The sequence below is a fragment of the Streptomyces asiaticus genome (assembly GCF_018138715.1).
GTDB lineage: Bacteria > Actinomycetota > Actinomycetes > Streptomycetales > Streptomycetaceae > Streptomyces > Streptomyces asiaticus.
Genome location: NZ_JAGSHX010000006.1, coordinates 7,557,037 through 7,582,587 on the forward strand (window position 1 = coordinate 7,557,037; position 25,551 = coordinate 7,582,587).

A 25,551-nucleotide genomic window follows, 5' to 3' on the forward strand; every position below is an offset into this window, starting at 1 on the left:
GCGCTCCGTGCCGACTCAACAGGCACCCCCCCCGGCCGGCAGCGACCCCGCCACGATGATCAGTGCCTCCTGCCGCGCTCAGGAGGAATTCCTGGCCATCGTCTCCGAACTCGTCGACGAACACGATCAGCACCGATACGGAGGCCTGCTCCTCAGCAGCGTCAGCGGCATCATCAGCGCGGAACTGAGCGGCCACTTCACCACCGGGAATTGGCGCACCTCCGCCGACGAACTTGTCGATATCCTCGTCACGATCATCACCGACGGACGGCCCCGCGCCTGAGCTTGTTCTTGAGGATCTGACCTGGTGCTGACTGTCTGCCCGGCGGACACAGGATGCCGAGTGGTGCTGACGGCCCAGACGGCACCGTCGGCTGACCGGCCCGCGAGGGCACTGGCCGGTACCCGGTCGGCGCAGCTTTCGCTCACATCCGCTGGCATCGATCACGGGGATCGGTGTGAGGTTGCTTGCGCTCGAACTTGCCCGCGAGGGGTCCCACCGCCTGGCATGCCACCTCGCCCAGCTCGCAGGTGACGTCGCCCCCGACGACGAGGCCGGCTATCCACACCGTCCAGGCCGAGGTCTACTCACTCCGCGCGGCCCACGGGGTATGGCTCCTTTCGCCTGGATCAGCGTCGCTGGACGGCGGGGAGGACGTACTGCCCCTGGAGCATTTCCTTGCGCGGCTGGTAGCAGCGCAGGGTCAACTCGAAGTCGCCGGCCGGAGCGGGCAGCCAATTCGTGATGCCTTCGGCGGGTTCATGGTGCTGGACGAGGATGTCGAGAGATCCGTCGTTGCCGTAGGCGAGGCCGGCGGTGCGGTCTCCGAGCATGTAGCGGTCGATGGGGTTGTCGACCAGGAAGTTGTCCTGGTCGTAGGCGGTCAGCGACCAGAAGGCATCCACGGGCGGGAGCCGGTCGGCGGCGAAACGCAGCCGGTAGGCGTGGTCGCCGTGGAGCCGGTGGCCGGCGGCGTCCCTGCGGGTGGAGGCGTAGACGGCTTCCTCGGCGGTGAGGGCGCCGAGTCCGTGGCGGGCGATGATCGCACGGAGCAGGTAGTCCTGGCCGTAGGTGCCGAGGTCGAGTTCGTAGGTCCAGCCGGTGCCTGCCGTCCCGTTCTTCTTCGCCCGTGCCGACTTCCTGGCCCTGGCGTCCAGGAGGCCGGCGGCGAAAGTGACGGCCTGGTCCAGTGCCAGCCGGGTCATCGCGTCGGAGGTCTCGGAGGGCTGGAGACCGGGGCCGATGCCGACGGTGGCGAAGCGTTCCAGGAGACCTGTCTCCTCGGCGGGCGGCGGGTTGCGAGTGAGGGCGGCGCCCAGTTCGTCGTAGAAGGCGATGCCCGTGGCACCGATGTCGTGCGGGGCGGGCGCCGGGCCGGTGAACCACCCCGCGTCGCGGTCGCTCCGGGCGGCCGGGGTGAGGCGGTAGCGCGTGATGAGCCCGGATGCGGCCTCGAGGTCGGGTTCGCCGTCGACGAGGGTGCGGCCGAGGAGCCATACGGTGTTGGTGGGGGCTTTCACGACGGGGAGGCCGGGCTCGCCGGGCAGACCTGGGTGCCGCCCGTTCGGTCCGACGATGAGGTGACTGCCCGCGGCCGGGCCGGTGGTACGGCTGCCCACATAGGCGAAGGTGTTGGTGTAGGCGTCCAGGAACTGCAGGCTGTAGTAGCGGTCGCCGACATCGGGCACGTCAAGGGTCACCGGCCCGTGCGTCAGGTCCAGCCAGGCGCTGGAGTAGAGGGTGTCGTTGTTGGGCTTGACGACGTCGCGGGAGCGCGGTGTCTCCAGCCTGCTGCGGTGATGGAAGGTGTTGGCGGGCGTGGCGCCGTGGCGCTTGCGGTGGGTGAGCTGCTTCCTGGTGCGTTCCATGAGGACGAGCGGGTAGCCCCACAGGTAGGCGTCGACGGCGGTGGTGAAGGTGCTGGTCGCGCGCGGGGCGAACCGGGGCCGGTCGCGGGTCTCGGTCGGCCGGTGGTTCGTGGTGGCGTTCAAGGCGTTGTGCCCTTCTGTTCGCTGGCCTTACGGGTGGTCGTGTGCGGGGTCGGCGGTCAGCACCATGAGGGAGTCGACGGCCATGGGGGACCCGTCGGGGCGGATCAGCAGCGGATTGATGTCGAGTTCGGCCACACTGGGCGCCTGCATGAGGAACTCGGCGAGCAGCAGCAGAACGTCGGTCCACGCGGCGACCGCGAGTCCCGCGTGCTCGGCGGCGAGCTCGGTCGCCACCCTCCGCACGGTCTCCGGTGCCGCAGGCAACCGGAGGACGTGCCGGGTCGCCCTGGTGTCCTCCGCGCGGGCGCCGCCCGGGCCGATGACGAGGGACGGCCCGTACTGCGGATCCCGGACCGCGCCGATGGACAGCTCGCCGGTGTGTGCGAGCTGTGGCTGGACGACGGCCCGTGCGTCACACAGTCCCAGGTCCTCCGCCCGCTCCAGCAGCGCATCGACCACCTTGGGGATGTCCGCGGCCGGCACCGCCAGGCGTACGAGGCCGAGCCGGGCGCGATGCGGGGCGTCCGGCGAGTCGACCTTCACGACGAACACCCCTTGTGCCTCCGGGTGTTCCGGGCCATTCGCGGCCGACGCCCCATCGACCGATCGCACATACGGCACACCGAGTTCGCTCAGGATCCGGCCGGCGTGGATCTCCGTCACCACTCCCGGCTCGCGCGGCAGCCGGGAGGCCGCCCTGGCCGCCGCAGGCTTGGCGTCCGGCAGCGAGCCCTCGTCGACCGGTTCCGGGTCGGGTGCCCGGACGAGGCCGGGAAGCGCGCGCATCAAGCCCGCGATGCTGGAATGGACGACTCCGGCAGGGGTGCCGGCCAGTGCGCCGTCGGGCGGTGCGGCCCAGATCAGCCAACTGGGGGTTACCAGCCCGGCGAGCGTGCCGGCGAGTTGTCGATACAGCTCCGGGAAGTGGTCGCCGAAGGTGAAGTAGCAGACGATGCCGTCCAGCGACGGATCCGCATCCAGCGTAGCGAGCAGTTCCCCGAACGCGTCGGCGCTGCGGTAGAACTGGCCGCCCAGATCGATCGGGTTGTCCAACGCGGCCGCCCCGGTCAGGTCCAGCGCTGCCACGGCTGCCCGTGTCTCCGGCTCCAGCGCCGGCACCGCGGCACCGAGTGCCGCGAGCCGATCGGCGATCACCGCACCCGCGCCGCCGGAGACGGTGAGCACGGCGAACCGGGGCTCCGGAGGCAGTGACACAGGACGCTGCAGCGCCGTCATCAGGTCCGCGAACGACTCGTCGTCCTCGGCCAAGGTGATCCCCGCGTCCCGGCACAACGCACCGAAGAGCAGCGGGTCACCTGCCACGGCCGCGGTGTGCGAGAGCGTGGCCCGGCTGCCGGCCTCACTCGTACCCGCCTTGATAACCACGACCCGCTTGCCGAGCTCGGCGGCCCGCCGCCCGATCCGGGCCAGCGCTTCCGGGTCCCGGACCTGCTCCACGTACAGGCCCAGCACCTGCACGTCGGGGCGTTCCAGCAGGTAGGAGCCGACCTCGGTGAGCTGCAGGCACGCCTCGTTGCCGACGCTCGCGTAATAGGAGAAGGCGGTGCCGCGCCGGTTGAGCTGGTCGGCCAGGACGAAGCCCATCGCGCCGCTCTGGGTGACGACCGCCAGGGGGCCCGGCGCCGGAGCAGACCGTTCCGCATAGGGGCTCGCGGTCACCTGGGCCGAGGCGGGCCTGCTGACCACGCCGAGGCAGTTGGGACCGAGCAGAGGCATGTCGCCTGCGGCCGCGCGCAGTTGCTGCTGCCGACCGTGGCCGGCCGCTCCCTGTTCGGCGAACCCGGAGGAGAACAACACGACCGCGCCCACTCCCGCGCGCCGTGCCCGCGCGACGACATCGACGGCGACCGCGGCCGGTACGGCGACGACGAGAAGGTCCAGGCGATGCCCCTCGGCCACCAGGTCATCGATGACGGGAAACCCGGGGTCGGCATCCCTCGGCTCGACGGCGTACACCTCGCCTCCGTAACCCCCGGCCTGGAGCAGTTCGACGACGCGCCTTCCCCAACTGCCCAGCCGGGAGGACAGGCCGATGACCCCGATCCGGCGGGGGAAGAAGAGGGCGTCGAGCGGTTGGGACATCGCGTACCTCCGCGACTCGTAGCGGGAATCAGCTGGTCAGCCCGAGGCGGCGGGCCTCGCGCTCGGGGTTGACGGTGAGCAATCCGATCAGACCGCCGACGATCAGCAGTGCGGCGCTGAGGGTGAAGGCTGTCCGGAAGCCCTCGCTCGCCGAGTCCGCCGTGTCGATGATGCGGCCGGTGACGGCGGGGGCGGCGATCCCGACGAGGGTCACCAGGGCGGTACCTGTGGCCAGCACCGCGCCCCGACGGCCTACGGGGACGATCTGCGCCTGGACGAGGTAGTGCAACGGGAACATCGCGTTGGGCAGGCCGAACGCCAGGGTCAGCAGCAGCACGGCGAGCCCGCCACCGGTGTGCGGCAGCGCGAGCATGCACACTCCGGCGACGAGCACCAGCAGACCCCCGGTGACACCCCGGGCGGTCCGCCCGGTGGCCCCGTTGCGCATCCAGTGCCCGGTACCCCAGGGAACGCCCAGCAGCACGGCCGCACTGACCAGATGCGGGGCGATCACGATGTTTCCCGCCGCCGCGGCACTGTGGCCGAGCGCACGCTCCAGGTACGCCGGCAGCCAGGCCATGCCGAGTGCCAGCGACCAGTAGGCTCCGGCGCCCACGGCAAGCGCACCGAGCCAGGTCGGGTTGAGGAACAGACGGCGATAGGGGATGTGCGGCTCGGTGCCCGTTTCGCCCTTGCCCGCGGTGTGCAGCCCTGCGTTGAAGGTGTCCAGCGGGCCCTCACGGCCGACGAACGCCCACAGCACCGCCCACAGAAGTCCGGTCGCCGCGAGGACGGCGAAGGCAGCACGCCAGCCGTACTGGGCGATGACGTACACCAGCGTCGGAGTGGCGATCGCCAGGCCCAGCGCCCCGCCCATGTTGATCAGTGCGGTCGGGACCGAGCGGGCTTGTTCGGGAAACCACTTCTGCACCGCGTGGACAGCCAGCGGCGCGGTCGGCCCTTCTGCCGCCCCCAGCGCGATGCGGCTCGCGTACAGCGCCGGAACACCGGCGGCCAGCAGTACCGGCAGCGCGGTCAGCGACCACACCACTGCGATGACGGCCAGGATCCGGGTGGTCCGCACTCGGTTGGAGACGAACCCCACCACCACCGCGGACAGGCTGAAGAGCAGATAGAAGCTGCTGGCAATCGCACCGTACTCACCCGCGGTGAGGCCGAACTCCTCCATGATCGGATCGGCGGCCAGGCCGAGTACCGCCTTGTCCGCAAAGTTGATCAACATCAGGGCCACCACCATCGCGGTGACCGCCCACGCCCGGGCACTACGCGCAACGATCTCGCCGGAATCCCTCGCACCGGATCGTCCGGCAACTTGTGGAGCTGCCACCTATCCCGCCTCCTCCACGCCGAAGAGCGCCGGGCATACCAACTGGTATGCGGTCCAACGCCATTGATGAAACCCGGCGATTTAGCGTTACGTCAATGGGATGGACAGCGAAATTTAGCGAAGTGCTAATCGATGGCAGTCCGGGACGGGAGGCGGCAGGATACTCCTTGAGCTGCGGGAACTCTCCCTGCCGAAGGGTGCGATCAGTCGTCCGAAACGTCTGCCAACGGGCCGTCCACGGCGCTGAAGCAACGCTCCGCGAGCGCGATGAACCGCTCGTCGAGCTCGCGCACCCCCACCCCGAACTCCTTGGCCAGGTGCGAGCGCGACAGGACATAGCCGGCCACGAGGGAGTGGAGCACGGCATGCAGAGCGACCAGGTCGACATCCCGGCCGATCAGCTTCGCGTCCTGCTCCCGCCGGAACTGCTCCTGCGTACGCTCCAGATCGGGCATCACCCTGAGCTGCTTGTCGCCGTCCAGAACCAGAAGGGCTGCCAGGCGGATCGACGACGCGTAGCGGATGCCGCTCTTGACCGCCTCCCGGATTCGGGCTCCGGTACGCATCGGGCGGTTGTGGATGCGCATGGCGGAAACGCGTTCACGGACGTTGCGGCGCAGCGCCGAGCGCAGCAGGTCCCCGCGAGAGCCGAAATAGTGGTACACCAGCCCGCGATTGACTCCCGCCTGGTCGGCGACCTCACGCAGATTCAGCCCGCCGAGCACACCATCGCGCCGCAGCAGCTCCAGCGCCGCGCGCTCCAGGGTCTGCGCGGTGAGCTCGGCGTCCCCGGACGGGCCGCCGTTCGTCACCCTCGCCCTCTTGCCCACACCCTCACCCCGCGACTCGACGTCCTCGACCGCCCCATCGTAAGTTCGCGTCACTGGGGCGCGCAGGCCTCCGATGGACCGCTGCCGAGGGCCGGCTCCATCGCGGTCGGCACGGAGCCGTTGGCCCGGAGCGCGGCCAGAATGGAGTCGGCGAGGCGGCCGAAGCCCTCCATGTCCTCCTCAGGCAGCTGCTCGAAGACCAACTGACGCAAGGCGGCCCGGTAGACGGGAGCGGCCTCGGCAAGCAGCTGCCTGCCGATATCGGTCAGTTCGGCGAGGACGCAGCGCGCGTCGTCGGGGTCGGGCAGGCGCTTCAGTGCCCCGCGGCGCTCCAGGCGCGCGGCGAGCCGCGAGAGGTGGGAGGGCGTGACATGGGCCGCCTCCGCCAGCGCGGTCATGTGCTGGCGGCCGTCCTCGCTCACCGACAGCCACAGCAGCACCTGGTACTCGTGCAGCGAGTGTCCGGCCTCGCGCTGCAGCCGTGCGTCCAGTGCCCGTGGAAGCAGCATGACGACCCCGAGGAGCGGCACGGAGAGCGACTTCTCCTCGCGCGACAGCGGCCGTCCCGCCGCACCGCTGTCGTACGCGGCCTTCGGCGACGTCATGAGCACCAGCCTCCCTGCGGATCCATTACTTGCCACAGAAAGTGTATCGACGTAGGTTTACTTTCCGCGGAAAGTATCCGTGGAGAGAACGAGGAGGCCCAACCGTGGCCATAGCCAGCCGACAGTTCCTCGGAGCGGCAGCGTGGGTGGCCGGCGTCGCCGTCTGGCTCGTCCTGCAGCTCGCAGCCATCGCCCAGTGGGAGAACCCGTCGTACGACTGGGGGAAGAACTACATCAGCGACATCGGCAACACGACCTGCGGGCCCTTCACCGTCCCAGGCGGTGAGAGCTTTTACGTCTGCTCACCGGGCCACGACCTCATGAACATCGGATTCGTCGTCTCCGGCGCCCTCACCGCACTCGGCGCCGTCCTGCTCTGGCGGTACTGGCCGCAGAGCCGCCTCACACGGATCGCCGGGGTCCTCTTCGTCCTCACCGGCCTGGGCCGCGTCATCGTCGGCTTCGGGCCGGAGGACGTCAACATCACGATGCACATGATCGGCGCGCTGGCGCAGTCCCCCAGCAGCGTCGCGGTCCTCCTGAGCGCGATCGCGATCCGCGACACCTCCCCCGCCCTCGCCCGAACCGGCATGGCCCTCGGAGCCCTCGGCCTCGTCGGAGCGGTACTCGCCCTCGGCGGCCAGGCCGGCATCACGGCCTTCCACCTCGGCGTCGGCCCCGGCCTGACCGAACGGCTCTCGAGCCATCCGATACAGGTCTGGCTCGTGGTCATCGGCACGGCCGTCATGGCCTCGGCCTTCAAGGCCTCAAGGCGCAGCGAAATCCCGGCAACCGCCTGACCCGTCATTCCCGGCAAGGAGATTCTGATGAGCGATGTCATCGTGGTTACAGGCGCGACGGGGCGGCAGGGCGGCGCCGTGGCACGGGCTCTGGCCAAGGCGGGCGCACAGGTCCGCGCCCTGGTCCGCGACCCGAGCTCCCCGCGGGCTCGGCCCCTGACCCAGTTGGGAATACCGCTCTTCCAGGGCGATCTGGACGAACCGGAGTCACTCAAGGCCGCCCTGGACGGCGCGTACGGCATCTTCTCCGTCCAGACACCCGACCTCACGGGCCGAGAACCGCACGCCGAGGTCCGGCGCGCGCTAAGTCTCGCCGAGGCGGCGGCCATGGCGGGAGTGCGGCAGGTCGTGCACACGTCGGTTTCCGGGGTGTCCCGGCCAGTGGACGAGGACCGGTGGGGTGTGCAGATGGCGCACTACTGGAGGAGCAAGGCGGCGGCCGAGGCCGCCCTCCGTGACGTAGGCGCGCAGTTCACCACCATGGTGCGTCCGTCGACATTTCTGGAGAGCTTCCAACGGCCCTCCCCCTACTTCGCCGGCCGCACGTCCGACCGGCTGCTGGTGGCCTGCGATCCGGACGCACCCCGCGCGTTCGTGGCAGTGGACGACATCGGCGCTGCCGCGGCGGCGGCCTTCGCGAACCCGGCCCGCTTCGACGGCGTCGAACTCGAACTGGCCGGCGCCATGGCCAGCTTCCGCCAGATCGCCGCAATCCTGTCCACGGCGTGGGACGCCGACATCACCCTCACAGCCGGCCCAGCCGAAGCCCGCGCAGCAGGCCTTCCGGAACCGTTCGCTCTACTGCAGGAACACCTGGACACCCACCCCGCCCCGGCACGCCCCGAGTACGCACACGCCCTCGGACTGCACACGACAACCATCGAGGAATGGGCACGCGCCAGGCCCTAGTACTCCAGCAGCGTTTCGCTCCCGCAGACGAGAGGCAGAACTCATGAGTCACGACCCCCGCCCGACAGATGAGGACACGTCCGAGGAGGACGTCAGCGGCACCGGCACGGCGGAGTCGCGGACGGAGAGAGCCGAGGCGACGACGGCCTCGAAGGGCAGTACACGCCGCACTCTTCTCAAGAAGGTCGGGCTCGGGGCGGTCCTGATCGGCTCGGGCGCGTTCGGCCGGGAGGCGGTCGCGCGCGCGATGGCCCCCGACGTGCCGGCCAGGACGCTTGGGAGCGATGCCGTCGACATGCGCGTCGACAACGTCACGATCGTGGATCCGCTCGACGGCAGCCGGACCTCCGGCCGGTCGATCGTCCTGCGCAACGGACACATCGCGTCGGTCTTCTCCAGCAGGGATGCACCTGCGGAGACCTCGATGCGCGTCATTGACGGCGCCGGACGGTACGCGGTTCCGGGCTACAACGAGATGCACACCCATGCCCTTCAGAAGGCGGACACGCGGTTGGCGTACGCGACGATGCTCGCCCAGGGCGTGACGGGCATGCGGCAGATGCAGGGTTCGGAGGAGATGCTGACCTACCGCGCCGAGCAGCGCCTGGGCCTGACCGAGCACGCACCGAGGCCGCTGGGGATACCGGGGGGCCTCCTGCTGCCGTTCAACGCCGGTTCCGTCGACGACGTCCGGGAGGAGATCGCCCGGCAGTGGGACCAGGGCGCGGACTTCATCAAGATGATTCTGACGGAGCGGGATGTGTTCTTCGCCGCGATCGAGGCCGCGCACAAGCGCGGTATGCGCATCGCCGGGCACCTGCCGCCGGCCATCCGGATCGAGGAGGCATCTGAACGGGGCTTCGACTCGATCGAGCACCTCGGGACGGGCTCGAACGTCTTTCTGTCCCTCTCGGCCACTCCGGACAGGCTCTGGGAGCAGCAGGACACGGAGCTGCCGATACCGGGCTGGGTGGCCGGGCTGCCAGGCGCCGGTAAGGTGTTCGACCGCTTCTTCAAGGAAAAGCTGATCTCCTCCGTCGGCAGGGCCGAGCCGGACGATCCCAGCGTGGTGCTCCTCAAGAAGGCGCTGTCGACGTACTCGGAGGAGCGGGCGACCGAACTGGGCGACATGTTAGCCCGGAACAGGACATGGCAGTGCCCCACCCTGGCCAACCTGCGCTCGAAGTACCGGCTCGACGACCCGGAGTTCCGGTCCGACCCATGGCTGAAGAAAATGCCCGTCGAGGAGCGCAAGAAGAAGCTGGCCGACATCGACACCTACGAGGCCCTGCACCCCGAAGTGCGGGACATCAACCATCAGTACTACGACCGGGTCATCCAGACGATCGGCATCTGGTCCAAGGCCGGTGCCCCCCTCATGGCGGGCACCGACACATCAGGCCGCGCCGTGGCCAACACCATCCAGCACGAGTTCCGCGAACTCGCCAGAGCGGGGCTCACACCGCTCGAGGTCCTGCGCACGGCGACGACCGCTCCGGCCACCTACCTCGGACTCGCCCACCGCATGGGCCGGGTCGCGGAGGACATGGAAGCCGACTTCCTGCTCCTCGACGCGGATCCCCTCGACTCCGTCGACAACCTCGGCGCCATCTCGATGGTCGTGCGCGCGGGCCACGCCTTCACCTCCGAGGACCTCACGGCGACCGTCGACAAGCTGCTGGCCGAAGGGGAGAAGAAGAACGACTGAGCTCTTTCGCTGTGGCCACTGATCGGGTGACGGGTTCAGGGGGCGCAACGCATGAGGCTCCCGTGCCGTTGAGGGAGGTGTTCGAAGTCTCAACCCACACGCACAGGAGCCCCGTTGGTGTCCTGGTCGGCCCGGTGTGTAGACACGGCCCACTCGCGCAGATCGCCGTCGGGTTCGGCATATCCGTCGGCACCGCCCACGCCTACGTCACCGCCGTCGTGCCCCCGGGCACCCGGCCTGCTGCGTGTCCTGCCGGAGACCGCCCCTGAGTACGTCCTGCTCGACGGCACGCTCGCCGAGTGCGACCGGGTCGGCGACAGCCGGGCCGACTTCTCCCAGAAACACCGCCGCTACTGTGTGAACCTGCAGGTCGTCGCTGATCCCGCGGGCAAGCTGCTGTGGATCTCGCCCGCACTGCCCGGCCGCACTCACGATCTCACCGCTGCCCGCACCCACCGCTGTGCTTGCCGAGAATTCATCCTCCCTGGTCGGAGCCTGCACGGATGAAGTATTCGGCAGGGACAGGGGCAGATGACGCTCACGCGGGCGGCGTCGTGAGAGTTACCTGGGCGTACTGTGAGCGTCGGTCATCAGCCCGGCGAGGTCGTCGGGGGACAGGAAGGAGGGTGGTGGCGGCGGGCCCCAGCTGAACAGGCCCTTGGCGCCCTCCAGGACCTCCGGGGTCCACAGCTGGTCGTCAACGATGCAGTCCATGTCGGAGTAGTACTCCGAGAAGTTGCCGGCTGGGTCCTTGAGGTACCAGAAGAAGTTGGATCCGGCGTGGTGGCGGCCGAGGCCCCAGACGTGACGCTCCGAATGGTCTTCGAGCATGGCGGCGGCGCCCCGGCCGACGTCGTCGATGTCGTCGACCTGCCATGAGGTGTGGTGCAGGAAGGCGATCGGGGCGGCCAGTACGAGGACGTTGTGGTGGTCGGTGGAGCAGCGTAGGAAGGCGCCCTGGTCCTTGATGTAGTCGGACGCCTTGAAGCCAAGGCCGTCGCGGAAGAAGACGGTGGTGGCATCGAAGTCCAGGGTGCCGAGGACGACGTGGCCGAGCTTGCGGGGCCGTACGGGGTCGGTGCGCAGGACCCCCGGCGCGCGGGCGCCGGTGCGGTCGTGGCGGCCGGGCCCGTTATAGGCGCTGCCCCGGACCGGGGCCTGGACGAGCCCGGGGGTCACCTCCAGCACCGCGCGGACGCCGGTAGCCTTGTCATGGGCTGTCAGCCGGTTCTGCTCGGAGCGGCTGTCGATGCCGAGACGGTGCAGGCGCGAGGCGGCCGCGGCCAGGTCGTCGGGGGTGTCGGCGCCGATGCGTATCTCGACCAGGCGGCGGGTCGGGGTCTGGACGATGCGCAGCTGGCGGCCGCCGTCCTGGCTCGCGAACCAGCCGTTGTCGGCCGGTGTGAGGCCGAACTCCGTGTAGTACGCGGCTGTCTCGGCTGCGTTGGGGACTCCCATCGTGAGGGAGGTCAGACGGTGCAGTGCCATGTTGGACTCCTTTGTCCGTGGTGCGGCCCGGGGTTACTCCACGAAGGTCTGACGCAGCTCGCCGACGCCCTCGACGAAGCTGACGAGCTCGTCCCCGGGGGCCAGCCAGCGCTGGGGGCTGCGTCCGAAGCCGACGCCGGCGGGGGTGCCGGTGAAGATGACGTCGCCGGGGAGCAGCGGGAGGACCGCGGAGAGGCGGGCGATCAGGGTGGGAACGGGGAAGATCAGGTCGCGGGTACGGTCCTTCTGGACCTCCTCGCCGTTGACGGTGCAGCTCAGCTCGAGGTCGTCGGGGTTGTTGAACTCGTCGGGGGTGACCAGGCACGGTCCGAGGGGAGCGAAGCCGGGGTAGGACTTGCCCACGCTGAACTGCGGTGCCGGGCCGGACTGCTGCAGCAGCCGTTCAGAGATGTCCTGCCCGGCTGTCAGCCCGGCCACGTGATCCCAGGCGTCCGTTTCGGATACCGATTCGGTGCGGCGGCCGATCACGGCGACCAGCTCGACCTCCCAGTCGGTGTGGCCGCCCTCGGGGAGCCTCACCTGGCTGACGGGCCCGGATATGGCGGTGGCGTACTTGGTGAAGACCAGTGGCAGCCCCTCGGGCACGTCGAATCCCGACTCGGCGGCGTGGTCGCGGTAGTTCAGCCCGATAGCGAAAGTCTGCCGGGGCAGTGGTGTGGGCGGGCCGAGGTCGGTCGCGGCGAAGGGCTCCCCCTCAGGGAGATCCGCGGTGTCGGCCCAGGCCCGGAACTCCTCCCAGCGTTCGTAGACGGCCTGAGGGTCGGCCGCGAACCGGCCCGCGCCTGCCCGCTGCACGTCGACGGCGCGGCCGTCGCGGAGCAGTGCGAGACGGCCAGCGAGGTTGACAATCCGCACGGTGTGACTCCTGTAACTGGGTGTACTGAAAGAGGAAGGGGGCCGGCGGCTCGGCACGGTTGCGGTCCGAGGCGACGGCCCCGTTGGTGCTCAGCCCTCGGCGGGACGGAGCGGCTCGGCATCCAGCAGGGCGAACAGGACGGTGCAGGGCCGGCCGGAGCGGTTGTCCCAGGCGTGGCTGGTGCCGCGCTGGACCAGCGCGTCGCCGGCGCGCAGGAGGGTCTCGCCGTCGTCGAGGACGCTGTAGACCTCGCCGTCGATGACGTAGGCGTAGTCGAGGGAATCCGTGCGGTGGACGAACGCGGACCTGCCCGGCTCGCGCGGCGGGAACTCGACCACCCGCAGCACGCTGCCCCGGGCCGGGGGCGGCAGCGGCACCCCGGGGCCGACCGGGTCGCGGTAGTCGGCCGCGTTGCCGGGGCGTCCCTCGTGCAGCCAGAGATTCGTCACGGTGGCGTCGGCGGTGGTCTCTACGTGCGGGCACACGCGGTCCTCGACGACGGTGGACCGTCCTTCGCCGTCGTGGCCGGTGACGATCCTTCGGATCTCGCGCATCACTGGCCCTCCGTCCCTGTGCGCTGCCAGCGGATGTAGCTGCCGAGCCATTCGCCGCCCATCTCCATCGGAGGTGTGTCGAGCTTCAGGGTGTTCTCGTCCTCGAAGATGCACGTCCTGGTGAGGTCGGTGCCGACGAAGTTCGGGAACGTCGCGATCTCCACGTGGTGGACGACCGCCTCGGTCAGCTCGTCGACGTCGTAGGTGCCGGCGTACGCGATGACCGAGCGGTACGCGTCGGCCCGCTCCTGCTGCGTGCCGCCGTCGAGCGAGCCGTCCGCGAAGGGGGGCCGCTCGAGGAGCGTAAGGTTGGCGCTCATCGTCCCCTCGTTGGTGTAGATGAGCAGTCCGGCGCAGTCGGCCGCCGGGCCGAGGGGCGGGTCGAGCTCCTCCTCGCCGCGGAAGACCTTCCAGTCGGTCATCCGCCAGCTGCCGGAGAGCCGGGTACGCACCGAGGTCGTCATGTCGTCCCCTCCGCTCACATCGGGGGTGCGACGAACAGGCCGCGGTCGACGTCGTTCTGCGAGCGGGCTGCGACGAACTCGTTCATGTTGTTCGCGGTGCCCCACACGTCGGAGTTGGCGGGATCGCGCACGTCGTAGAGGTGCGGGTGCCAGGTGTCCTCGTCGATCGTCTCGACCTCGGTGGTGTACTCGACGGTGTTTCCCGCCTTGTCGAGGAAGTAGCTGAACGAGTTGTCCCCGGCGAGGTGCCGCCCAGGGCCCCAGAGCCGCTCGTAGCCCAGGCGGTGCAGGCGGCCAGTGCCGCGCATGAACTCGTCGATGCCGCGCATCTCGAACGAGGCGTGGTGGAAGGCGGCGTGCGGGCCGCGCACGAAGCCGAAGCTGTGGTGGAAGGTGTTGCACCGCAGGAACCACATGATCTCGCGGTCGCCGATGCACATCGTGTCGGTCAGCCGGAATCCGAGGTGGTCGGTGTACCAGCGGACGGTTGCCTCCGGCGTCGGCGTGTTCATCAGCACGTGCGAGAGTTTCACCGGGACGGGCTCGCGCGCCTCGATCTTCCGGTGCTTGCGCACCGCGACGTCCGCGGAGACTTCGACGACACGTCCCTCGTTGTCGAAGAACCGGACGCCGTAGCCGCCGCCCGGGGTGTCCATCACGCGGGGCTCGTGCACCAGCCGCACGCCCTGGGCGATCAGTCGCTCGGCGACGGCGTCCACGTCGGCGGGGCTGGCGGCGCCGAACGCGATGAGGTCGGTGCGCTTCTGGCCGTCCTGGCGGAGGCGGACGACGTACTGCTCGGGCGAGCCTTCAGCGGCGAGGAAGGAGACTCCCGAGTCGTGGGCCGTCTCTGTCAGCCCCCAGGTCTCCTGGTAGAACGCGCGCTGTTCGTCGAAGTTCGGCATCGCGATGTCGACGTGCCGCAGGTGGGTGATCAGGGGTGCGACGGTGTTGGTGGTCATGTCAGTTTCCTTCTTTCGCTGTCGGGCCGAGCCGGTCGGCCAGCCAGTCGGCGATGGTGGGCAGGACCGGGCCGGAGCCCATGTGTCCGCCGGGGAAGAGCCGGGCAGTCTTCGGGTCGCCGTGCTCGAGGGCGAGGTGGATGTCGGCGGCGGCGTTCTGCTGGTCGTCCTTGCCGTTGACCAGCAGCAGTGGGCACGACTCGCGGTCCAGGACCCCCTGGTCGAGCAGGGAGAGCTCGGGGCAGCGCGCGACGTAGTCGGCGAAGGTGCTGCCGCCGAAGATGCGGGCGCGGGCCGGCATGAGGTCCATCAGGTAGGACGAGGCGTGCCGGGACTTCTCCTGCCACTCGGGCTGGAACGTCAGGTGCACTCCGCCGCCCCAGTTGACCGCGGCGGCGAGGCGTTCGCGGTGCGTGTGTGCCAGCTTCATCGCCCAGTAGCCGCCGAAGGACAGGCCGAGGGCTGCGACCCGGTCACCGTCGAGGTCGTCCCTGCCCTGCAGCCAGTCGAAGACGGGGTCCCACTGGCGTTCCGCATCCGGCCCTGCCAGCACCGGGGACTGGCCGATGCCCGGCTTATCGAGGTGCACCGTGGCGAAGCCGCGCTCACGCAGCAGCCGGCCGCGGGCGTAGCTCTCCTCCTTCCACACGTCGATGCCGCCCCACATCAACACCACTGGCGGCCTGGCCGAGCCGCCGGGCGGCCGGGCGACCAGCAATGTGACGGAGTCGCCCTCGCCCTCGCGCCCTTCGAACGGGACGCTCACCCGCTCGACCGGGGTGTCCTCCAGCTCGCAGACCCGGGCGAAGTAGGTTCGGGCCTGCTCGTACGCGGCCAGCTTGGCGGGGTGGAGGGGGGAGGGGTACCGGCCGAGGAACGCGAACTGGTAGGCCTGCCACCAGTTCTCCAGCGCGGCGCGCCGGCCGCCGTCGGCCTCGGCACGCTCGGCGGCAGCCGCGAACTTGGTCGCGCCGCCGAGCCAGTGCTTGGCCCACCGAACCGGGTCGAGGCCGGGCAGCGTCTCAATGTATTGGGCGGCCGCAGCCTCGCCGATGGCGTTGAACGGGTTGCGCCGCTCCGCGAGATGCGTGCGTAGCCACGCCTTCGCTTCGGGCAGGGACGGGGCGTCCTGTGGGGAGTCTGCTGCGACATCGTGCTGCGTGACGTCGTGTTGTGCGTCTGTTGGGGACAACTCAACCTCCTGTGTCATACCGGCTCGTGTCACGTCGGCTGCGCCATCTGCCGATGGCAGGCGTCGATGAGCTGGTGCGAGTCGCGGTGCCGCTGTTCCTGCTCAAGGCGGGAGATCGCCACTGAGGTCTTCACCAGGACCGAGCACCGTTCCCAGCGGCGGTCGGTGAACGACTCGAGGGCCTTCGGCACGTCCTGCTGCCGGTCCAGCTCCTCGGCGAGGATCAGGCCGTCTTCGATGGCGAGGGCGGCGCCGCTGATCATCTGGGGCGAGGGCGCGTGCGCGGCGTCGCCGATCACGACGCTGCTGCCGTGGGACCACGGCGCATCGACGATCACGGTCTGCACCGGCCGCCGGACCACCGAACCGGAGCGTGCGACCAGCGGCCGGAACTCGGCCACCCGTACGGCGAACGACGCCAGCAGTTCGGCCATCCGCTCCGCGAGTTCGGAATCCGGCAGCACGTCGGGCCGCACCCCGTTCTCGGTGAGGAAGACGTAGGCCTGGGTCGCGGAGATCGGCACGAGTCCCGTCTGGTGGCCGGTGCTCGCGTAGGTGTGGATCCCGGTGGCCCAGTCGGGGCGCGGCACGAGCGCCCGCCACACCATCTGGCCGTGGTAGTCGACCGGGGCGGTGCACCCGGTGAGGTTGCGGACAGTCGAGCGGATACCGTCGGCACCCACCAGCAGGTCGACGGTGCGCGTCGTGCCGTCGGTCAGCTCGGCATGCACCTGTCCGGCCTGCTGTGCCAGTCGGGAGACGCTGAGCCCGTAGCGGATCCGCACCCCGAGCCGCAGCGCCGCCGTGTGCAGGATGCGGTGCAACTCCCCGCGCGCGATCCCCGCCATGGCGGGGCGGTCCTCGCCGAGCAGGCAGGGGAGCGCGACCGGGGTCACCGCGCCATGCGCGTCGGTGTTGGTGATCATGTGCATGCCGTATCCGGCGGTGAGGCACTGGTCGGCCAGCCCGAGCTGGTCGAGCGCGCGGAGCGAGGGGCCGGTCAGGCTCAGCCCCCAGCCGACGGTGGCTCCCTCGGTGCTCACCTCGGCGACCTCGACGAGCCATCCCCGCCCGGCCAGGGCGCTCGCCGCCGTCAGTCCCGCGATGCCGGCGCCGACGATCAGCGCCGACCGGACGTCGTCTGTGTTCCCCATGGGTCCAGTCCTCCTTGGCGAATTGCCCGGCCAAGGTAGGTAGGCGAGGGCGGGGACCAAGTCCGGTTCGGGCAGGTCTTGTCCGGTTCCGGCAACGGTTCCGGGATCGGATACCGGACGCCGGAATCGGACAGGGAGTCCGCGGCCGCCTGCCTAGCGTGTGCGGCACAACCTAGGGAGGGGACGATGCACGGAACGACCATCGATCCGACCGCACCGCCGGGTGACACCGACGCCCCGTACGACGTCGTGCTGATCGGGTACGGCCCGGTCGGCCAGACCCTGGCGGCGCTGCTCGGGCAGGCTGGCCACCGCGTCGCGGTCCTCGAACGCTGGCCCCGGCTGTACGGCAGGGCGCGCGCCGGGCACGTCGACCACGAGATCATGCGAATCTTCCAGTCTCTCGGCGTGGCCGAGCGGGTCGCGCGGGACATGTTCCGCGCCACCAAGTACGAGTTCCGTAACGCGGCGGGCGAGACCCTGCTGACCTTCGACTGGGACGCCGAGGGCATCTCCGGCTGGCCCTCCGACTACTTCATGTACCAGCCGTCGGTCGAGGACGAGCTCGACGTGGCGGTGCGGGCGCTGCCCAATGTCTCGGTACACCAGGGCTGGGAGGCCACCGAGTTCACCCAGCACGGGGACCACGTCGAGGTCACCGTGCGTGAGAGCGTCGGCTCCCGCGCCGGGAACAGTCTTCCCGGCGCGCGGACCCGGACGTTCCGGGGCCGGTACCTGGTGGGCGTCGACGGCGCGAACAGCTTCGTCCGCGCCCGGCTTGGCACTGCCCGGAGCGACGTCGGCTTTAAGGAGACCTGGTTCGTCTGCGACCTCAAGCCGAAGGTTCCGCTGCACCTGGGGTTCGACAATGGGCAGGTGTGCGACCCGACCCGCCCGCACTGCCTCTTCCAGCTCGGCACCCGGCACCGCCGGTTCGAGTTCGCGCTGCTGCCCGGTGAGGACCCGGGCCGGTTCGACGACCCGTGGGCGGCCTGGGAGCTCCTGGAGCCCTATGGCATCACCCCGGACCGGGCCGACCTCGTCCGGCACGCGGTCTACACCTTCGAGGCCGGGCTCGCCGAACAGTGGCGCAGCGGCCGGACCCTGCTGGCGGGCGACGCCGCGCATGTCATGCCGCCGTTCATGGGGCAGGGGATGTGCTCGGGGATCCGTGACGCCAAGGCCCTCGCCTGGCGACTGGACCTGGTACTGCGTGGCCTCGCCGCCGACACCCTACTCGACGGCTACCAGGCCGAGCGGGCGTCCCACGTCGAGACGCTGATCCGGCTCTCCGTCGAGGCGGGCCGGGTGTCCTGCACTTTCGACCCGGAGATCGCCGCGGCCAGGGACGACGCCTTCCGCCGCGGCCAGGTACCGCCCCTGCCTGTCTTCCCCCACCTGCACGGCGGGTTCCTCGACACCGCAGCCGAAGGAAAGGCGGCCGAGGTCGTCGGCAGGCTCGCCCCACAGGGCAGGGTGCGGTCCGCAGGCCGGACCGGGCGGTTCGACGACGTGGTCGGCCACGGCTGGACCTTGTTGTTCGCCCCCGGCGCTGCCTGCGAACTCACCGCGCCCCAGGTGGCCGTGCTCGACCGGATCGCGGCCCGGGTGGTGGCCCTCGGCGAGGACCCCGCCGACGTCGACGGCTACTACGCCGACTACTTCGCCCGCACCGGCCTCGCGGCGATCCTCTACCGCCCGGACTTCTACGTCTTCGGCGCCGCCGAGGACGCCGCAGCGGCGGGCCGGGCCGTCGAGGCTCTGGGCGGGGCGCTGGCGGGAACGGCGGTGGTTCCGTGACGGGCACTCAGGAGTGGCGGGCCGCGGCAAAGGCGCACAAGCGGGCGATGCCGATGCAGCGGCTCGTTGGCAACGGCATGGACCCCGCCGACGCCCACGAGCTCCACCGGCTCGCCGACGGCGGACGGCCGTGGGACGAGGCCGCCGAGGAGCTGGGTGAGCGGAACCTGGCCCGCGCAAGCGCCGCGCTCGCCGCAGGGCACACCGCGACTGCACACGGCTGGTACCTGTTCGCCTCGGCCTGCTTCCGGGCCGGGCAGGTCCCGCTCGCCGACGCCGAGCCGCGCAAGCGGAAGCTGTACCGCAGGCTGATCGACGCCTTCGGCGCGGCGGGCGCGCTGACCGAGCCCGCCGCCGAACACCTGGATCTGGACACCTCCGCCGGGATCGTGTCGGGCTGGCTGCTGCGCCCTGCCGGGGTCACCAGGCCGCCGGTCGTGGTGATCGTCGGCGGGTTCGACGGCTGGCGGGAGGAGTACCACGCCGGCGCCACATATCTGCTCGAGCGAGGAGTCGCCGCCTTCCTCGCCGACGTTCCCGGGCAGGGAGAAAGCAGGCTGTTCCACGGCAGCCACATGACCCTGGGCGTGGAGAAGGCTTTCGGCGCGGTCGCAACAGCCCTGCGGGCGGACGGCAGGCTCGACGATCGGGTCGGGATCTGGGGGAACAGCATGGGGGGATACCTCGCCGCGCTGGCCGCCAGCGCAGGACAGGGGTACGCAGCCTGCTGCATCAACGGCGGCACCGTCCGCCCCGCCGAAATCCTGGACCGCTACCCGAGGTTCATCGCGAAGGTACGGCCGCTGCTCGGGATCGACGACCCCGGGCAGGCCCATGCAGCGATGGAGCGCTACCGTCTCACCCCGGAGCGGCTGGCCCGGCTGCGGGTCCCGCTGCTCGTCCTGCACGGCAGCCCCGACCGGGTATTCCTGGCCGGCAACGCCCGCGCCCTGTACGACTCCGCGGCCTCGCCCGACAAGCGTTGGGCTGAGTGGCCTGACGGCGACCACTGCCTCTACAACCATTCGCACGAGAAGCACGTGATCGTCGCGGACTGGTTCGCCGACCGGCTCCGCGACTCCTTGGCCCGGGAGGGCGGCCGGTGAGACAGTGGCATCCTCGGACCAGGAGGTGAACCGTGTTGTCGGGTCCTCTGCGCGACTACATCCTCACGAAGTCCCGGAACCCGGTGACCCTGCTCAACTCCGCGGCCCGGCTCTTCGGCGGGGCGGTCACCCTCAGGCCCCTCGGTCCGCTCCACGAGGGTGACCACGAGCTGCGCGGCGTCGCGGCCCCGGGCTTCGCCGTCGGCTACTTCGCCTCCTCGCTGTCGGTGCAGGTCGGCGAGGCCCCTGGCAGAGACTCGTACTTCGTCAACCTGGGCTTGGCCGGCGAGATCGCCGCGCGCCGCGGCGACCGGCAGGCCGTCCTCGGCCAGGCCAGGGCCGGGGTCTACAACCCCGGCGACACCCAGGAACTCCGCCAGAACCGGCACGGGACGCGCTTCCTCGGCCTGCGGATCGACGCCGGGTTCGTCCGGCGCGAGCTCGCGGCGCTCACCGGGCGCCCGGATGCCCCCGCCGTCCGCTTCGACCTGCCGCTCGACCTGTCCCAACCGCGGGGCAGGGCGGTGAAGCTGCTGATCGAGTCCCTGATCGAGCAGCTCGACTCCGGTGACCCGCTGTTCCAGCGGCAGGAGCTGCAGCAGAGCCAGCTGCGCTGCATCGTGACCGCTCTACTGCTGGCCCAGCCGCACACCCACACCGTCACATTGCACGCCGCCCCCGCCACACCGCACCCCAAGGCGCTGCGGTCGGCCCTCGCCTTCGTCGAGGACAACCTGCCGGAGCCGCTCTCCCTGGGCCGGATCGCGGAGGCGGCCGGGTGCAGCGCACGGACGCTCAGCGGCATGTTCCGGGAAGAGCTCGACACGTCGCCCATGAGTTACGTTCGCGGCCTCCGCCTGGACCGCATACGCCACGACATCCTGACGACCGATGACCCAATCGGAGACATCGCGTATCGCTGGGGCGTCACCCATCTCGGCAGATTCGCGAGCGAGTACCGTTCGCGATTCGGTGAGCTTCCGTCGGCTACCGCCGCCCGAAGATAGCCTCCACACCGTCGCAGGGGTCACGTCCTCCGAAGTGGTGTTTCGATAGGACGGCGACTCCCGCCGCAGTAGGCCCTTTTTGAGGCTATTCGTCTAGCTAGACCGATGCCGGTCTCAATGTCGTCACGACCGGCATTCGGATACCACGGATGAACTCGCTCATGGAGCGCTGGATACAGACCTGCCGCAGCGAACTCCTGGACCGGACCCTGATCTGGAACCAGGGTCACCTCCTCCACGCCCTGCGCGAGTATGAATCCTTCTACAACGAGCACCGCCCGCACAGAGCCCTGCAACAAGCCGCCGCCTGCCGCCCGCTACCCACACCCATCACGCAACAAGCCCAGCTTGCCCACCTGGACGTCCACAGACGAGACCGACTCGGCGGAACCCTCCACGAGTACCAGCGAGCGGCCTGAACTGCGCGGATGATTTATCGGCACCCACAGGGGTAACGACCACATGAACCCGGCCATGCAGACCGAAGACCCCATGTGTTGGCAGGCCTTCCAGGCCAACCCCGACACCATGTGGAACTGGATGAGCGCGCTCCGCGACGGCCTCGGTGGCCAGTTCCAGTCGCAGACCCCCAACGGGACGCTCTGCAGCAACAACCTCTCGAGGAACGCCAGTCTGAACAAGCCCGGGCAGTGGAAGACGACCACCGTCGGCAACAACTTCTCGGTCCACGTGCACGACCAGGCGTCCCACGGTGCCGACTACTTCACGGCCTACGTGAGCAAGCAGGGCTTCGACCCCAAGACCCAGACCCTGGGCTGGGGCAACCTCGACTTCATCACGCAGACCGGCCGCTTCGGCCCGGCGACGGACTACATGTTCAACGTCAGCACCTCCGGCTACACCGGACACCACATCCTGTTCGTGATCTGGCAGGCCTCGCACCTCGACCAGGCCTACATGTGGTGCAGCGACGTGAACTTCGGCTGAGCAGGGGAGCGCCGCACACGGCACCGGTCTCTGCCGGGCGCCGGTAACCCGCCGCCCGGCCGACCGAGCTCCCTCGGGGCAGGGGGCCCATTTGGTCACCCTGCCCCGACGGGGCTCCCTTCGCTCCCGGTGTGAACGCGCCCGATCGCACGGCAGTCGCACGGTAGCCGGCTCCCCACTATCCCATCGTACGACTCCAGCACTCAACGGCCATTGAGACTCCCAGACCGTGGAGGCGGCGATCTTGATTCCCAGCGCTGTGAGTTCGCCGTGGATCCGTCGGTATCCCCATGAGGTGTTCTCCCTGGCCAGGCGCAGGACCAGGGGGCGTATCGATCGGATGGTGCGTGGGCGTCCGCGTCGCCTGGGTACGCAGGATGCGACATGGCGCCGCTTGAGCAGGTCGCGATGCCAGCGCAACACCGTGTCGGGGCGGACCAGCAGCAGAAGGTGCCGCAGTCTGCCTTTGGGGAGGTGGTGGAGCAGGCTGGCGAGGATGGCACGGTCGCTGTCGGTGAGGGTCGGCTTGCCGACCTGACGCTGTAGGACCAGCAGTTGGTGCCGGAGTACGAGGATCTCGATGTCCTTTTCTCTGTCGCTCATCGGCAGGAGGCGTAGGAATGCTAGGGCGTTGGTCGCGGCGAGGTAGTCCAGGCGCAGCAGCACGACAGACCATGATGCCGCCGGGGCCCTGCGCAGGTGAAGGCCCCGGGGCGAATGTCGAGGAGAACCGAAGATCCGTGATCAGGCTCCCGACCTGCGTGGATGATGTATCGGCACCCGCAGTGTCCCGCCAGCCCGGGTGGCCGAGTGGGCAGGCAATAGTGTCCAGGTGCTGCTCACCGTACGCGAGCTGCATCGATGGCGAGATCGGCGGAATCTTGAAGGCCCTCGAAGACGATGAAGATCGTCAACCGGCGGGCGCATGACGAGCGGCCTCGGCCCTGCGGAAGCGGGGGCGGGGCCGCTTCGTTGTGCCCACTGGAGAGGGTCGGAGGCGTGATTCCGTGGGACGTATGTGGGACGAACACCCGTAGGGGCCCGGATTTGGTCGGTGTCAGCCGGACATCGACGCCTGCGGAGCGCGGGCGTGGGGCTTTCGTTGGACCGTCACTCTAGGGGTTCTGACCAGCGTGTTAGTGCCCCCGCTGGCGGCATGGTGATGGCGCCCCCCGGCAGGACCCGAACCTGCGGCCAAGCGCTTAGAAGGCGCCTGCTCTATCCTCGCGTTTCCTGGCCGCCGGGGGGCAGGTATGGGTGGGTTCGGGCAGATTCGCCAACAGCAGACACATTGAATCTCATACGGACTGGATTAACTCGGCGAAGGAAGCAAACCTAGTGTCTCGTGATCCTGATTGTGTCACTTCGAGTTGCTATTGACGAGTTTCTTCACGCTGGTCTGGACGAGTCGGACCTTGGCGAGGATCTCGTCGGCGGTGGCGGTCCAGGTGAAGGGCTTCGCGTTCTCGTTCCAGGAGTTGATGTAGTCGCGGATCTGTTTGACCAGGATATTGACGCTGGAGAACGTGCTGCTGCGGATGGACTGTCGGGTGATGATCCCGAACCAGGTCTCGATCTGGTTCAGCCAGGAGGAGCCGACGGGGGTGAAGTGGAAGTGGACATTCGGGTTTTTCGCCAGCCATGCCTTCACATCCGGGGTGGTGTGCGTGGACAGGTTGTCCAGGACGATATGGATTTCCTTTCCCGCGTGCGGCTTGACAGCCTTCTTTAGGAACGCCAGGAAGTTCGCGCCGTTCCGGGTCGGCTTGCACTCGCCCAGCACTTCACTGGTCGTGACGTTCAGCGCGGCGAACAGGTTCGTGGTGCCGTGCCGGACGTAGTCGTGAGTGCGCTTCTCGGTGGCCGCGAACGTGACCGGCAGCACCGGCTGGGTCCGGTCCAGGGCCTGCACCTGTGTCTTCTCGTCGACCGACAGCACCACGGCGCCAACGGGCGGGGCCAGGTACAAACCGACGACGTCGGCGACCTTCTCCGCGAACGCCGGGTCTTTCGAGATCTTGAAGGTGCCCGAACGGTGCGGTTTCAGATTCTCCTCACGCCAGATGCGGGCAACGTAATGCCAGGACACCGAAATGCCCTCGCGCCGCTTCAAGTGGTCGGCCAGTGTTCGCGTCGACCAGCGCGAGAGCCCGGAATCCGCGGGCGGGGACATCCTCGTCAAGGCGATCACCCGGGCCCGCGCCCGAGGCGGCACCTGGGTTCGTGGCCCGCCCCGGCGCTTGTCCTCCAGACCGGCAACACCCCGCTCGCCATAACGCGCTTTGCAGCGGTCCACCGTCAGCGGTGCCACACCGGCGAGTTGGGCGATGTCCTTGCGCCGCCGCCCCTCGGCCGACCACAGCACGATCCGTGCGCGAAGCGCCACGACAGCCGGCACATCCCGCGAACCCGCCAACTCCCGCAGCTCAGCCATCTGTTCAGAGTAGAGATCCATACCAGACCTGTAAGGTCCCAAACCGCGTGACATGTCGATCTTCGTTGGCCTGGGGTTTCTCGGTTGTCTCATGACGGTGTCACCTGGATCGAGTCCCAGATTCATGGCATTTCTCCGCAGGCGCGGATCGGGGCCAGTGGCGCCGCGATGCCGGGATGAACCTGGGCCTGTCCCCGAGAGACCGTGGTCAGTCCGCCATCGGGGCCGCTTCCAGGACTTCGGCGGTCAGTTTGCCGCGTGGGCCGATGGCGTCGGCCACGCTCAGGCAGGTGCTGTCGTGGAAGACACCGAGTTCGTAGTGCACGGAGTCGGTGTCGACGGAGCGGACCGTGAGCCCGATCTCGTAGTCGCCCGGGTAGGTCACCTCACCGAGATACTGGATCTGGTACGACGAAGGGGGCAGATCTGGCACCGAGCCCGCACCACTTGTCCCAATCGAGTGCGAGGTGAAGGTGGCGACGGCCTCGTCGTACCAAGTGGCCAGTGCGATGAAGTTGACGTGCTGGTTGGAGTCGACGTCACCGATCCGGGAACGCAGCGTGGCCCAGTACGAGTAGTGGGCACGCTGCAGGCGCTCAGGGCGTGGACGGGCAGCTGCCGACGTTCCTGTCTCCGGTAGCTGCATCTCGTCGAGATCGGCGATCAGCTCATCCGGAAGCTGGAGCGGCCCCGAGCTGTCGGCCAGCACGACGGTGGCGTCGCCACCGCCCACATGCTTGCCGTCGACCATGATCACCTGTTCGAACGTGAATGAGGAGCGCCCGACCCGGCGAACCCCGGTGTGCACTTGCACGCGGGTACCGGTCGGGCCGACCGGAGCAAGCCGGTTGACCCGTTGGCCGACGAGCAATATCTGGTACGGCCCGAACCCACCCTTACCGATGAGGCGTTCGAAGCGGTGCAGCCGCAGCCGGATCCGGGCGTCTTCCAGCCAGCGGGCCATGTCGATCGTGCTTGCCGAGCCGTCTCGACCAAGATCGGCCTGCCGCACCCGGACATCGATCTGGATACCGAACCTCTGACCGTCAGGAGTGTTCATGCATGATGACCTTAGGGCAGCGTCAACTTCGCCACCAGGTCGGACAGGGCATACCACGCGACCAGGTCCAGTTACTCCAAGCCGCACCGCGACTGTGCGCAGCACCGACGGTCCAGACATGGGACACGAAGGATAGGAAATGGGACAGAAGAAACGGGAACCCACTCAACGGTCACAGACGCCTCAGGTTCCATAAACAGAATCACGAGA

22 protein-coding genes, 1 tRNA gene and 3 pseudogenes are annotated in these 25,551 nt (G+C 69.3%); 10 read left to right on the plus strand and 16 right to left on the minus strand.

The annotated features are described in order from the left end of the window. The first annotated feature begins 55 nt into the window (after positions 1–55). Complete coding sequence (locus KHP12_RS40035; protein WP_245010053.1) at positions 56–283, plus strand: hypothetical protein; 228 nt, start codon at positions 56–58, stop codon at positions 281–283. Positions 284–630: 347 nt separating this feature from the next. On the opposite strand, the gene KHP12_RS40040 is transcribed toward KHP12_RS40035, so the two are convergent. From KHP12_RS40040 to KHP12_RS40060, 5 genes are all read right to left on the minus strand, one after another. Beyond that, on the minus strand, positions 631–1,992 hold the full coding sequence (locus KHP12_RS40040) for a DUF1254 domain-containing protein (protein WP_208653064.1): 1,362 nt from the start codon (positions 1,990–1,992) through the stop codon (positions 631–633). A 27-nt stretch (positions 1,993–2,019) separates the two neighbouring features. Further along, complete coding sequence (locus KHP12_RS40045) at positions 2,020–4,095, minus strand: acetate--CoA ligase family protein (protein ID WP_211834264.1); 2,076 nt, start codon at positions 4,093–4,095, stop codon at positions 2,020–2,022. A gap of 28 nt (positions 4,096–4,123) precedes the next feature. Next, entirely contained in the window at positions 4,124–5,338 is a 1,215-nt protein-coding gene (locus KHP12_RS40050; protein WP_211834265.1) for an MFS transporter, read from the minus strand. 308 nt (positions 5,339–5,646) lie between these two features. After that, on the minus strand, positions 5,647–6,255 hold the full coding sequence (locus KHP12_RS40055; RefSeq protein ID WP_211834266.1) for a TetR/AcrR family transcriptional regulator: 609 nt from the start codon (positions 6,253–6,255) through the stop codon (positions 5,647–5,649). A gap of 68 nt (positions 6,256–6,323) precedes the next feature. After that, on the minus strand, positions 6,324–6,878 hold the full coding sequence (locus KHP12_RS40060; RefSeq protein ID WP_086882701.1) for a MarR family winged helix-turn-helix transcriptional regulator: 555 nt from the start codon (positions 6,876–6,878) through the stop codon (positions 6,324–6,326). A gap of 104 nt (positions 6,879–6,982) precedes the next feature. On the opposite strand from KHP12_RS40060, the gene KHP12_RS40065 reads away from it, so the two are divergent. The 4 genes and pseudogenes from KHP12_RS40065 to KHP12_RS40080 form a co-directional block, all read left to right on the plus strand. After that, entirely contained in the window at positions 6,983–7,678 is a 696-nt protein-coding gene (locus KHP12_RS40065) for a DUF998 domain-containing protein (protein ID WP_167442568.1), read from the plus strand. A 27-nt stretch (positions 7,679–7,705) separates the two neighbouring features. Then, on the plus strand, positions 7,706–8,587 hold the full coding sequence (locus tag KHP12_RS40070) for an NmrA family NAD(P)-binding protein (RefSeq protein ID WP_086882699.1): 882 nt from the start codon (positions 7,706–7,708) through the stop codon (positions 8,585–8,587). Positions 8,588–8,630: 43 nt separating this feature from the next. Next, the gene (locus KHP12_RS40075; protein ID WP_211834267.1) at positions 8,631–10,295 is read left to right on the plus strand and encodes an amidohydrolase family protein; all 1,665 of its coding nucleotides are present in this window, start codon (positions 8,631–8,633) and stop codon (positions 10,293–10,295) included. A 140-nt stretch (positions 10,296–10,435) separates the two neighbouring features. Further along, positions 10,436–10,754, plus strand: a pseudogene (locus KHP12_RS40080) (transposase family protein); the annotation flags it as partial. A 102-nt stretch (positions 10,755–10,856) separates the two neighbouring features. Here KHP12_RS40080 and KHP12_RS40085 read toward each other — a convergent pair. From KHP12_RS40085 to KHP12_RS40115, 7 genes are all read right to left on the minus strand, one after another. After that, positions 10,857–11,783, minus strand: a complete 927-nt coding sequence (locus KHP12_RS40085; RefSeq protein ID WP_086882697.1) for a VOC family protein — start codon at positions 11,781–11,783, stop codon at positions 10,857–10,859. Between the two features lie 33 nt (positions 11,784–11,816). After that, positions 11,817–12,659: a fumarylacetoacetate hydrolase family protein gene (locus tag KHP12_RS40090; RefSeq protein WP_086882696.1), complete on the minus strand. Its 843-nt coding sequence runs from the start codon at positions 12,657–12,659 to the stop codon at positions 11,817–11,819. Between the two features lie 90 nt (positions 12,660–12,749). After that, positions 12,750–13,214 (minus strand): cupin domain-containing protein, encoded by a 465-nt coding sequence (locus tag KHP12_RS40095; protein WP_167442567.1) that lies wholly within the window; start codon positions 13,212–13,214, stop codon positions 12,750–12,752. Next, the gene (locus tag KHP12_RS40100) at positions 13,214–13,678 is read right to left on the minus strand and encodes a lipocalin-like domain-containing protein (RefSeq protein WP_086882694.1); all 465 of its coding nucleotides are present in this window, start codon (positions 13,676–13,678) and stop codon (positions 13,214–13,216) included. The genes KHP12_RS40095 and KHP12_RS40100 overlap by 1 nt, the downstream gene beginning before the upstream one ends. 14 nt (positions 13,679–13,692) lie before the next feature. Continuing rightward, entirely contained in the window at positions 13,693–14,640 is a 948-nt protein-coding gene (locus KHP12_RS40105; protein WP_086882693.1) for a VOC family protein, read from the minus strand. A 1-nt stretch (position 14,641) separates the two neighbouring features. After that, a complete protein-coding gene (locus tag KHP12_RS40110; RefSeq protein WP_208653063.1) occupies positions 14,642–15,832 on the minus strand; it encodes an alpha/beta hydrolase family protein in 1,191 nt (396 codons plus the stop codon). Positions 15,833–15,861: 29 nt separating this feature from the next. Then, the gene (locus tag KHP12_RS40115) at positions 15,862–16,986 is read right to left on the minus strand and encodes an FAD-dependent monooxygenase (RefSeq protein ID WP_246648827.1); all 1,125 of its coding nucleotides are present in this window, start codon (positions 16,984–16,986) and stop codon (positions 15,862–15,864) included. 186 nt (positions 16,987–17,172) lie between these two features. On the opposite strand from KHP12_RS40115, the gene mhpA reads away from it, so the two are divergent. The 5 genes and pseudogenes from mhpA (at position 17,173) to KHP12_RS40140 (ending at position 21,847) form a co-directional block, all read left to right on the plus strand. Further along, complete coding sequence (gene mhpA / locus KHP12_RS40120; protein ID WP_086882866.1) at positions 17,173–18,786, plus strand: bifunctional 3-(3-hydroxy-phenyl)propionate/3-hydroxycinnamic acid hydroxylase MhpA; 1,614 nt, start codon at positions 17,173–17,175, stop codon at positions 18,784–18,786. After that, positions 18,783–19,892 carry an alpha/beta hydrolase family protein gene (locus KHP12_RS40125; RefSeq protein WP_143678093.1) on the plus strand — a complete coding sequence of 370 codons (1,110 nt, stop codon included), beginning with the start codon at positions 18,783–18,785 and terminating at the stop codon, positions 19,890–19,892. The genes mhpA and KHP12_RS40125 overlap by 4 nt, the downstream gene beginning before the upstream one ends. A gap of 32 nt (positions 19,893–19,924) precedes the next feature. After that, positions 19,925–20,899: an AraC family transcriptional regulator gene (locus KHP12_RS40130; RefSeq protein WP_308016992.1), complete on the plus strand. Its 975-nt coding sequence runs from the start codon at positions 19,925–19,927 to the stop codon at positions 20,897–20,899. 104 nt (positions 20,900–21,003) lie between these two features. Next, positions 21,004–21,318, plus strand: a pseudogene (locus tag KHP12_RS40135) (integrase core domain-containing protein); the annotation flags it as partial. Positions 21,319–21,373: 55 nt separating this feature from the next. Continuing rightward, a complete protein-coding gene (locus tag KHP12_RS40140) occupies positions 21,374–21,847 on the plus strand; it encodes a lytic polysaccharide monooxygenase (protein WP_472911742.1) in 474 nt (157 codons plus the stop codon). Between the two features lie 219 nt (positions 21,848–22,066). Here KHP12_RS40140 and KHP12_RS51690 read toward each other — a convergent pair. From KHP12_RS51690 to KHP12_RS40160, 4 genes and pseudogenes are all read right to left on the minus strand, one after another. Next, positions 22,067–22,513 (minus strand): annotated as a pseudogene (locus KHP12_RS51690) (integrase); the annotation flags it as partial. Positions 22,514–23,010: 497 nt separating this feature from the next. After that, a tRNA-Arg gene (locus KHP12_RS40150) sits at positions 23,011–23,096 on the minus strand. Positions 23,097–23,207: 111 nt separating this feature from the next. Further along, complete coding sequence (locus KHP12_RS40155) at positions 23,208–24,281, minus strand: IS630 family transposase (RefSeq protein ID WP_244202730.1); 1,074 nt, start codon at positions 24,279–24,281, stop codon at positions 23,208–23,210. A 208-nt stretch (positions 24,282–24,489) separates the two neighbouring features. After that, a complete protein-coding gene (locus KHP12_RS40160) occupies positions 24,490–25,293 on the minus strand; it encodes an acyl-CoA thioesterase (RefSeq protein ID WP_308289528.1) in 804 nt (267 codons plus the stop codon). Positions 25,294–25,551 lie beyond the last annotated feature (258 nt).